This is a genomic window from Streptosporangium sp. NPDC006007 (assembly GCF_040614315.1).
Classification (GTDB): Bacteria; Actinomycetota; Actinomycetes; order Streptosporangiales; family Streptosporangiaceae; genus Streptosporangium.
On sequence record NZ_JBEXUG010000001.1, the window covers coordinates 184,072 to 193,488 of the forward strand.

Genomic DNA, 9,417 nt, shown 5'->3' on the forward strand with positions numbered 1-9,417 from the left:
CACCCTGAACTGCCACAATGGGCGACATGAGCACCCCACCACTGCGAACAGCCGCCCGCGTCATCGCCCTGGACGAGGACAAGCGGGTGCTGCTGCTGCGCTATGAGGAGAACGGCGGCTTCTGGGCCACCCCGGGCGGCTCCCTCGACAGCGGCGAAGACCACACCACCGCCCTGCACCGCGAACTCCGCGAGGAACTCGGCATCGCCGAAGGCGCCGTCCACCTCGATGCCCAGATCGCCGAGCGCAGCAAGGCGCACCAGGTCGGCGGCCAGGAGGTTCTCCAGGTCGAGCGGTACTACCTCGCGCGGATCACCGCCGACGACATCGACCCCGACCGCGCCACCCAGCCCGACACCATCCAGGCTCACCGCTGGTGGACCCTTGATGACCTGCGCTCGACAAGCGAGACCGTCTACCCACTCGGCCTCAGCGACCTCATCACCGACATCCTGACCGCAGGCGTACCCGAGCGCCCCATTCTCTTGCGATGACTCCCCGGGTTCGGACCCGGACCCATGCCCACGTTCTTCCGCGGTCACGTCAGCCGTCGGGCGATCAACGGACCGCCCCGGTCGAACAGATCGCTTCTGGCGGTCCCTCCTCCGACGGTTATTGTCAGAACAGTCGGAGGAAGGACGGCTCGGAGGTGTTTGGTGTGGCTCTCGCACGGGTGGTGGAGCACGGTGGCCGGCACGGTCGGCCGGAGGGTGCGGGGGAGTGGGGTGTGGGGGAGCGCTTTCAGCCGGTGATGGAGAGGGTTCGGAGCTGTTCGTCCAGGTCTCGGATGTGCTTGTTGTCCTGCCAGGGCTGGAGGCGTGACCGGGTGTGACGGATGGCCTGGGTGAGCCTGGCGGAGCTGTGCCCCGTGGTCTCCCGGGCGGCCTCACCGATCATGGCGGCGGCCGTGGGGATCTCGCGTTTCTGGATCAGCGCGGTGGCGTATTCGAGGTGCAGGAGGCCTCGTTCCCGGCTCCACTCCGGGGGCAGATCTTTCATGATCCGTTTTGCCTCGGCTATCGCCCTGTCCGGCTGATTCAGCTCAACCAGGCAGAACACCAGGTGACGATTGATGCGGCGTGGATTGCACCAGAAAAGATGCCGAAGCTGGGGGTCATCGGGTTTTGCTTCCGCCAGGGTCATGGCACGGTCGAGAGTCCGGAGGCCGGCATCGTCGCGACTCGCTCCGGACAGCACCCTGGCAAGCGCGGTGAGTGTCGCCGCTTGTTGCAGGCGGTTACCGCTCCTCTTGGCCCACTCCTCGGCGGCGAAGATGTGATCCATGGCGACAGTCGGTTTGTTCCGGTGAAGGAACATGTTGGCCATTAGGCCGTGTATGTGGGCCAGAAGAGCTGGAGCGCGCAATTCGTGAGCTACGGCAAGTCCTTCGGCGTAGCGATGGGTGGCATTCGTATAGTCGTTCAGGTCGAAGTGGCTCCACCCCATCAGGTGGGACAGGCTCCAGTAGAGGCGGAGCAGGCGTTCGCGGGGGGCCGGGGTGAGGGATCCCTGGTGGAGCAGGTCACCGACCAGAGCGCGTTTGGCCTCGGCGACCGGTAGGACGTGTTCTGGGCCGAGTCTCTCGTCCATCGCCCACAGGCGGGTCATCAGTCGTTCCAGCAGGTCGAGGGTGCCGCTGTCGAGGGGGGTTCGCCGGTGGGCCGCGGCGGCCAGGCGTTCCCGCTCGGAGGGGGTGAGGTGGCGGAGCAGGCCCAGGGCGGGGGTGCCGCCGAGGAGCAGGGCGAGCTCGAAGAGTAGTTCGCGTCGTTTCAGGTCGGCCTCCTCGGCGCTCAGCGCACGGAGCAGCTCGGCGCAGTGAGCGGGTCCCGGGGGCGGGACTCGGGCGGGAGCCGGCTGCGGTTTCATGCTGTCATGGGTGGGCGGGGTGGACGCCAGACTCCACGCGGGGAGTTCTTCGTCACGGGAGGCCGGCGCGGCGGCGCGGAGGCGTTGGTGGGGGTCGAGGTGGCGGTGGTCGGTCCGGTCGAGGAGGTCGCGGTCGCGCGGGCCGTAGGAGGCGTAGACCTCGTCGGGAAGCAGGCGGCGGGCGGTGGTCTGGTAGAGGCACGCCAGGATGGCGACGGTCCGGGCGGGGGCGCGGCGGCCGGTCGTGGGCCAGGCCTCGTAGTCGTACAGCCGGGCCTCGCGAAGGCCGGCGGTGCCTGCCGGGTCGAGGTCGTTGTGGGCGGCCACCACGTTGGAGGCGGTGCGGCCGTGGGCGTAGCGGTACAGGCGCAGTGGGCTGACGTGGTGGTCCAGGGCCAGTACGTCGGCGATCTGGTCGTAGGTGAAGGATCGGGCGCGGAGTGTGGTGGCGCGCCGTCGGCAGTCGAGCAGTGCCCGGTAACCCTCGCCTGACATGGTTCCCTCCTTGGCCGGGATATGGGTAAATCGTATACATCTAATCACTGAGAGTAACAGAACTGAGGGGAAATGGGGATGCTCCGAGGGTGGGGGAGGTGTCGGCGCAGGTCAGGCGGCCAGGTGCTGGGGTGATCTGAATCCGTCAAGTGGGAGTTACCTGAAAGGGCGGCTCCGGGTCATCGTTCTGGAGGTGTTTTCCGACCTCTCGGCAGGAGACGATGTGGCCGTTGTCTGGAGTGAGATGCCTCCGGCGTTGACGGATGTGACGGTAAGACTTTTTCCAGGTGGGGTGATCTGCCGGCGGACCTTTCCCGGACGTTCGGATCAGATCCCCCGGGTTCGTCGCTTCATCCGGTTCCTCTTGGAGGATTCGCCCTGCCGGGACGACGCCGAGCAGGTCGTCGCCGAACTCGCGGCCAACGCCATCACCCACACGGGCAGCGGGCGGTTCAACGGCACCTTCACCGTCAAGCTGACGCGCAGGGCCGGGGGCGTCCGGATCACCGTCTATGACCGAGGCGGAGGCGCGACCCCCCGGTTCGACAGCCGGGGGGACACGGATCCGTTCGCCGAGCACGGCAGGGGCCTGGCCCTGGTCGCGGCCCTGGCCTCCAGGGTCGGCTGCCGGGGCACGCGGGCGACGGGTCACGCGGTGTGGGCGGAGCTTTCTCCGATGTGATCGCCGCGAGCGGCACCGGCCGGCCCGGGGAGACGGTTTCGCGGGCGTGTCCCTCCCCGGGAGCCCGCGCCGTCATGGCGGCCCGAACCTGAAGGTCCTTGCCCGGTTTCTCGTGCGGGCCGCGTGAGCGACGGTGATGATCTGCTGGGCTATGTCCTCAAGCTGGACGCGGATCTCCTCGATCGGTGAGGCGAGGTCCAGCCTGTGGTTGAACAACTCCATGCGGGGGCTGAGAATCCGACGCCTGATCATCGGTTTCCGGCCTCCGCCCGCGTAGACGATGTGACCTTGCGGGCTGTGGAACTTGGCGCAGTAGGTCACCATCTGGTAGCGGTGCTCGGGCTCTCCTTTCGCACCGCTGTACTTGGCGTCGATGATCGCGTGAGTCCGGCCCGCCTCGTGCCAGCGGATGTCCGGTTTCATCGCCCAGCTCCGCTCAACGTCCAGGTGGATTTCCCTCTCCTGAGCTTCGCAGACCCCGCCGTGCCGGGTGAGCAGTCCGCCCAGGGCGTGTTCGAGGAAATCCTCAAAGACCTTGTCCATTCCCACGAGCAGCCCGTCGACGGCGAGCGGGGCACGGCCGGAGTCGTCGTGAAACTCGAAGGAACCGCCTCGGAGCACCAGATCCGCCAGCCCGAGGGCGGTCCGGTAGTGGGCGTTGGCCGGGGACGGACGCCACGCGGGGATCGTTCCGGCGGGGATGGACGCGGCGCGTCGCAGGGGGGGCAGCAGTTCCCGCAGCCTGACCTGGACCGTGGGATGTACTCCCGGCAATTGGAGAAGCCGCTCGGTCGCGGCCCGGAGGAGCCGGGTCTCGGGGGTGTCCACGCTGAACGTGTGATAGGTCACCTCGGCGGGGAGAAGCCGGCCGTACTGGCGGCGCACCTGGTCGGCTTCGCGGATTCGGCCGCGGACGACGGGCAGGGCACGTGACTCCTGCCGGTAGCCGTGCGGCAGACCGTGCGGCAGGGCCTTACCCGTCGCGCGGAGGAACGCGTGAGCCACCCCGGGGAGCAGGCCGGGGTGCTCGTTCGCGGAGACCTCCGGCTCCTGCCACCCGGACTCGACCCCCTTGTAGGCGAAGCCGAGCAGGAACCACAGACGGCTGATCGTCAGCTTGGGCTGGATGTGCAGTTCCAGATCGGGGAAGCGCACGGCGCCCACCTTGAGCAGCGCCCGCAGCGCGTATCTTCCACCGCCCAGCGGTGTGACGGAGGCGATCTTCCTGTCTTTAAGGATCTTCGCGGTCTCCGCGGAGAACTCCGCCGTGGCCCCCTCGCTGCTTCCCTCCTTCAGGGGGACCGGAATCATGGGCGCCGCCTCCTGCGGAGGGCACTCAGGCCGTACCGCTCGGCGACGGCCGTACCGTCGGCGATGTGCAGCTCGCGGAGGGTGGGGATGATCTGTGTCTCCCAGGCCCGCTGTAGTCCGGTGTCGGACTCGTGGAAGCTCCTGCGCATCAGGAGCGACGGACCGATCTTGAAGTCGCGTTCCGGAATGATCGAGTTGAGTCTGTCGAGGAGGCCGGCGGCATCCTCTGGGAGGCCTTCGCTCTTCAGCCACCTCCGCAACAGGTCGTTCACCGGCGGGGAGTCGGGATGCAGCTCCTTGATCCAGAACCGGCGGCGCATCGCCGAGTCGAGGTGGGTCGTCGACCTGTCGGAGGAGTTCATCGTGGCGATGATGTGCACGTTCTCCGGGAGGGTGAAGGACTCGTGGGGGGAGTACTGCGGATGGATCGGTTCGTTGCGGTAGTCGAGCAGGAAGTACAGCTCGCCGAAGACCAGGGGGAGGTTACAGCGATTGATCTCGTCGATGATCATCACGAAGGCCTGTTCGGGGCGCTGGTTGGCCGCTGTGACCAGGAGCCGGAAAGGGCCGTCCCGTTTGACGAGGCTCATCCCGCCGTTCCCGTCGTCGCCGGGACGGTATCCCTCGAAGAAGTCCTCGTACGCGTAGTTCGCATGGAACTGGATGAGTGACACGTTCTCCCGGAGGCCGCCGGTGATATGGGCGGCGAGCTTCTTGGCGAGGTAGGTCTTACCGGTTCCGGGTGGCCCGTCGAAGATCAACTGGGGACGCTCGCGGAGCAGCTCGACGCACTCCTGTAGCCAGTCGCGCGGGAGGAGCAGCTTGTCGGCCAGGTTCTCGGAAACATCCGCCAGGGTGAAGGAGCCGGGCGTGCTCCCCTCGCCGATCAGGGCCAGCAGATCGGCGAGGCGTTCGGTCAGATCCACCACGTCGTACGGTGAGACCATCTTCGCCGTCAGCGTGTCGGGGAGGTCCAGCAGATCGATCGGCTCTCCCGAGGTGACCCATTCCACCGCGCGCCGGAGGTTGGACAGTGACCCCGTTGAGGCGGTGAACCTCGGCGGACCGGTGATCTTTCCGATGCGGTAGCCGGGGCCGTCGTTCGTGATGACGAGGTCGCCCTCGTTCATCTGGGAGAGGAAGGCGAAGAACTCCGTGACCCGCTGATTGCGCTCACTGTAGGTGAAGGAGTCGTAACCGTCCTCCACCGCCGCGTGCACTCTGTCACGGCCGACACCGGGGGGCAGCGGCTGCAGCCGGTCGGCCTGCAGGGAGCAGAACCCCTCGGCGAGCCAGCCGCCGACCAGGTTCCTGCCCTCGACGTTGGCCCGGACCAGCCAGGCCCGCCGGCCCACCCGGGCGGGCTGGACGAACTGACGGAGGTCGTCTGCCGTGAGCCGTTGCCCGGCCGCCACCTGCCCGTTGACGTTGCTCAGCCCCTCGCCCGAGAGGACACTCAGCCACTCGCGATGCGAACCGCTCTCGTGATGGGGAACGTACCCCTCCGAGGTGAGGACCCTGCGCCAGCCGTCGGGCCGTTCGGCCTCAAGCAGCTCCGTCAGCGGCACAGGGTTGATCTTCGTCAGGGCGGCGACGTCGTCTCTGGAGGCCCATCTGCCCTCGGGAATCGCCCCCGTCAGCCGCACGGCCGTCCAGAAATCCGCCTGATGCCGCTCCCAGTAGCGGTATGTGGCGGCCATGGCCGCGCCGAAATCCCCGGGATCCGGATATCGCCGCAGGATGGCCCTGCCGCCGGAGGTGATCTCCCAGGTGTCGGTGGCGCGGTGCAACCAGCCGCACTTGACGAGGGTGTTGGTCTGAAACTTGAGCATGTCCATGGCGGACATGCGGCCTCCGGCCCGCTCCCACTCGGTCTCGGCCTCCGGATATCGCCTGAGGACCCCGGCCCAGGCATCGGCCGGCCTCAGTGAGACGGCAGCGTTCAGCACCTGGAGCAGTGTGAACGAGACCCTGGAGGCGATCTCTTCGGTCGCGGCCATCGGGACTCCGATCGGGGGAGGGGGCCGAGGGAAAGACGGTTCCGATCTTGTCAGATGTCGCCGACAGTTCTTCGGATACAACGTTCCGCGAGACTACGGGTTCTGCCGGGCGAAGTCCGGATGCCGGGGGCCCTGCCCCGGCGGAGGAGCCAGCCGCGCCTCGTACGGCTTCCGCCCGGCGGTCGCCTCCGCCATCGCGTCGTAGATCTCCAGGATGCGGGTGACCGTCGTGGCGAACCGATGGGGATCGTTACGCTGGAACGCGCCGAAGCCGTCCATGATGAACGTGACGTCGTCGCGGGTCACGCCGTACAGGTGGAAGTAGGCGGCGTCGAGCTCGCAGCGCATGTCGAATCTGCGCTCCTCATCCCAGTGGAACGGCGCCCCGCCGTCCCCGAGGTCGGTGGCCAGGCCCGCCATGTCCCATGCCGTGTACGACAGTTCCAGGACCCGCCTCGTCACCCACGTGCCGAGCTGTACGGCGGGCAGCCACGGGCACGGCTTGGCGTACTCCTCGGGCGGCAGCACGGGAAGCTGGTAGAGGTATCCGTAGGTGAGGTGAGTCCCCGCGATCTTCTGGCGGGTCACGTAGTCGAGCACGAACGATGTGAGGTTGGCGTAGAGCGGGGCGATTGGCTGGCTGGTGAGTATGAGGGGGAAGGTATGCCCCATTCCCGCGCGGGGGAGGAGTCCGGCGATCACCGTGCGCTCGTCGGTGCTGCGGCAGATGTCGCGCCAGCCGAGCAGCCACTTCCTGTCCCAGCGGTCGCCGAGGCGTTCGTCGACCTCGGCCTCCGAGACCCAGTAGCGGGGCTGGACGGCATAGGCCGGGTCGTCCTTGTCGGTCAGACCGGGGCGGGGGAGAGTGCCCATCTTGGCCTGTGCCTGCGTCTGGCCCTCGTAGGTGCCGTACCGGTGGTCGTAGTGGTGGATCATCTTCGCCTCGTGCAGCGGCAGCATGCGCTCCTCGCCCTTGACGTAGACGTTCCCCTCCGGTTTCCAGCCGCCCCGTTCCAGAGCGGCGCCCGGCTTGAAGCGGCCTGAGTCGCTGGCCATGTGGAACATGGCCAAGAATGACAGCTTCCACGGGTTGGCGGGAGGGTCGCCCGGCCGGTCCGGGCCGGTCTCGCGGAGGAGCACTGGGACGCGCCGGTAGATGTCGAAGGTGATCTCCGCGTCGTGGCGGGAGCGGAAGAGCGGCAGAGTGCCGGTGTTGGGGTTGACGAGCAGGATCTCCTGCGGCGGCAGCCTGAACGACCGGCCGGCCAGGTCGCTCATCCGGCGCGCGCCGAACGCCACCGTCGCCGCCGGGACGTGGTCCCCGGCCACCGTCAGCAGGCAGAACCGGACACGGTGATCGACATCCCTGCTGAGCAGGAAGGCCTCGTTCTCGAACTCCAGGAACGAGGCGAGCGCGCCACGCCGTACGAGGTCGCCGAAGAACGGGGCCGTCGTGGCGTCGGTGGCGATGCCGGTGGGCAGCACGAGACCGGCGGCACCGTCCGTCGCCAGGATGGTGCGGGCCGTCTCGGCGAACACCGAGTAGGTGTTGATGTCGCCCTGTCCGGTCAGCGGGTAACGCCCGGAGTCACGGAGCAGGTGGGCGATGTCGGCCGAGCGGCGCAGCGCCTCGGAGAAGTTCCGGTGGAGCTCCCGGTCGGCGTCGTCCTCGCCCGTCGCCAGATCGTCGATCATCTTCTTGCGGATCGCCGCGTTGCCCGCCTTGGCGATCGCCGGGTCACGGTTGGCGAAGTACTCCTTCTCCTGGAGCTTCACCCGCTCCCACGGAGGGTTGCCGAGCACGCAGGAGAACCCGCCGGTCCATCCCGTCTCCGAGTCTCCGCCGGTGGTGAAGACATCGGGGAACTCCAGGTACCAGTGGAAGAACGCGTAGCCGTCGGTGAGCCTCCTGAGAAGCTCCGAGGTGTCCTCGGGCAGGGGGGCGCCCCGGTAGAGCGCCGAGAGTGTGGCGTTGGTGATCGGCCGGGGGGCGCCGGGCGTCTTGGGCCAGACGAAGGCGGCGCACCAGGCGTCGGCCAGCACCTTCTGCCGGGCCCTTTCCGGGTCCCGCCTCTCGAACTCGCGCAACTCCTGGGCCTTCGCCCGGATCACGGACAGGGGGGCGTCCGGAGAAGGAGTGATCTTCTGGAGGCGGGCGGCGATCCTGGCGTTGTCGATCCTCAACCGGTCGTCGTCGGTGAAGTCGAGGGTCTCCTGGCCGCCGGAGATCTTCTGACCGCCGCTCTCATAGGCGTTGTCGGAGCGCAGCCGCGCCGCGTAGCCCGCGTCGTCACCCGGCATCGGCTTGAACGCGTCGCCGGGCACACCGTCCAGCACGAGTTTCGGGGTGGCGCCGAGCAGCGCGTTGCCCTGCTTGATGTGCCCGTCGAGGAACGACAGCGGGCTCCCCGGTTCGAGGGACTCCATCCAGAGCGACACCTTGGCGATCTCGACAGCGAGGGGATTGACGTCCACGCCGTACACGCAGGCCGCGGTGACCAGCCGTATCGCCATGCGGACCGCCGCCGGGGTGGGCTCGGGGTCGCCGGTGTACAGGGCGGCGTAGCGTTTGGCGATCCGGCGGGCCGCCGCGACCAGGAAATGCCCCGAGCCGCAGGCCGGGTCACAGACCTTGATGGTCAGCAGGTCGGAGGGGATCTGGGAGGCCGACACCCGGTCGATGATCGGGTCGAGCGCGGACTCCAGCAGGGACTCGATGAGCGCCGTGGGCGTGTAGAACGACCCGGTGGTCTTGCGCTCGCTGCCGGGGAGCGCGAGCAGGCGGAAGGCGCGGGTGCCGGGCTCGACGGCGGGGCGCAGCTCCAGCAGAGACTCGTACACGCCGCCGAACTCCTCGGCGCCCAGGTTCCTGAAGTCGACGGGCATGGCCCTGCCGCGTTCCTCGGTCACCGACAGCGAGTGGACGGCGGCGAGGAGATCGTCGTTGGATAGTTCGCAGTCGCGCAGGAAGTCCGGTCGCAACCGGTTCCGTCCGCCGCCGGCGTCGGCCGTGCCGGGCCCGCTGTCCTGTCCGGCGCGGAAGAACAGGCCGCCGAGGCCGGG

At 68.2% G+C, this 9,417-nt stretch carries 6 protein-coding genes; 2 read left to right on the top strand and 4 right to left on the bottom strand.

All coding sequences use genetic code 11. The features are described 5' to 3' along the window. Nucleotides 1-26: 26 nt before the first annotated feature. Nucleotides 27-494 carry an NUDIX domain-containing protein gene (locus tag ABZ194_RS00845; RefSeq protein ID WP_355590214.1) on the top strand — a complete coding sequence of 156 codons (468 nt, stop codon included), beginning with the start codon at nt 27-29 and terminating at the stop codon, nt 492-494. Between the two features lie 247 nt (nt 495-741). Here the strand turns inward: ABZ194_RS00845 and ABZ194_RS00850 are convergent, their stop codons facing one another. Further along, the gene (locus ABZ194_RS00850) at nt 742-2,361 is read right to left on the bottom strand and encodes a hypothetical protein (protein WP_355590218.1); all 1,620 of its coding nucleotides are present in this window, start codon (nt 2,359-2,361) and stop codon (nt 742-744) included. Between the two features lie 244 nt (nt 2,362-2,605). On the opposite strand from ABZ194_RS00850, the gene ABZ194_RS00855 reads away from it, so the two are divergent. After that, complete coding sequence (locus ABZ194_RS00855; RefSeq protein ID WP_355590561.1) at nt 2,606-3,043, top strand: ATP-binding protein; 438 nt, start codon at nt 2,606-2,608, stop codon at nt 3,041-3,043. Nucleotides 3,044-3,115: 72 nt separating this feature from the next. On the opposite strand, the gene ABZ194_RS00860 is transcribed toward ABZ194_RS00855, so the two are convergent. The 3 genes from ABZ194_RS00860 to ABZ194_RS00870 form a co-directional block, all read right to left on the bottom strand. Next, on the bottom strand, nt 3,116-4,354 hold the full coding sequence (locus tag ABZ194_RS00860; RefSeq protein WP_355590221.1) for a hypothetical protein: 1,239 nt from the start codon (nt 4,352-4,354) through the stop codon (nt 3,116-3,118). Beyond that, entirely contained in the window at nt 4,351-6,354 is a 2,004-nt protein-coding gene (locus tag ABZ194_RS00865) for an AAA family ATPase (protein ID WP_355590224.1), read from the bottom strand. The genes ABZ194_RS00860 and ABZ194_RS00865 overlap by 4 nt, the downstream gene beginning before the upstream one ends. Nucleotides 6,355-6,447: 93 nt before the next feature. Further along, nucleotides 6,448-9,336 carry a DNA methyltransferase gene (locus ABZ194_RS00870; RefSeq protein WP_355590227.1) on the bottom strand — a complete coding sequence of 963 codons (2,889 nt, stop codon included), beginning with the start codon at nt 9,334-9,336 and terminating at the stop codon, nt 6,448-6,450. Nucleotides 9,337-9,417: the final 81 nt, after the last annotated feature.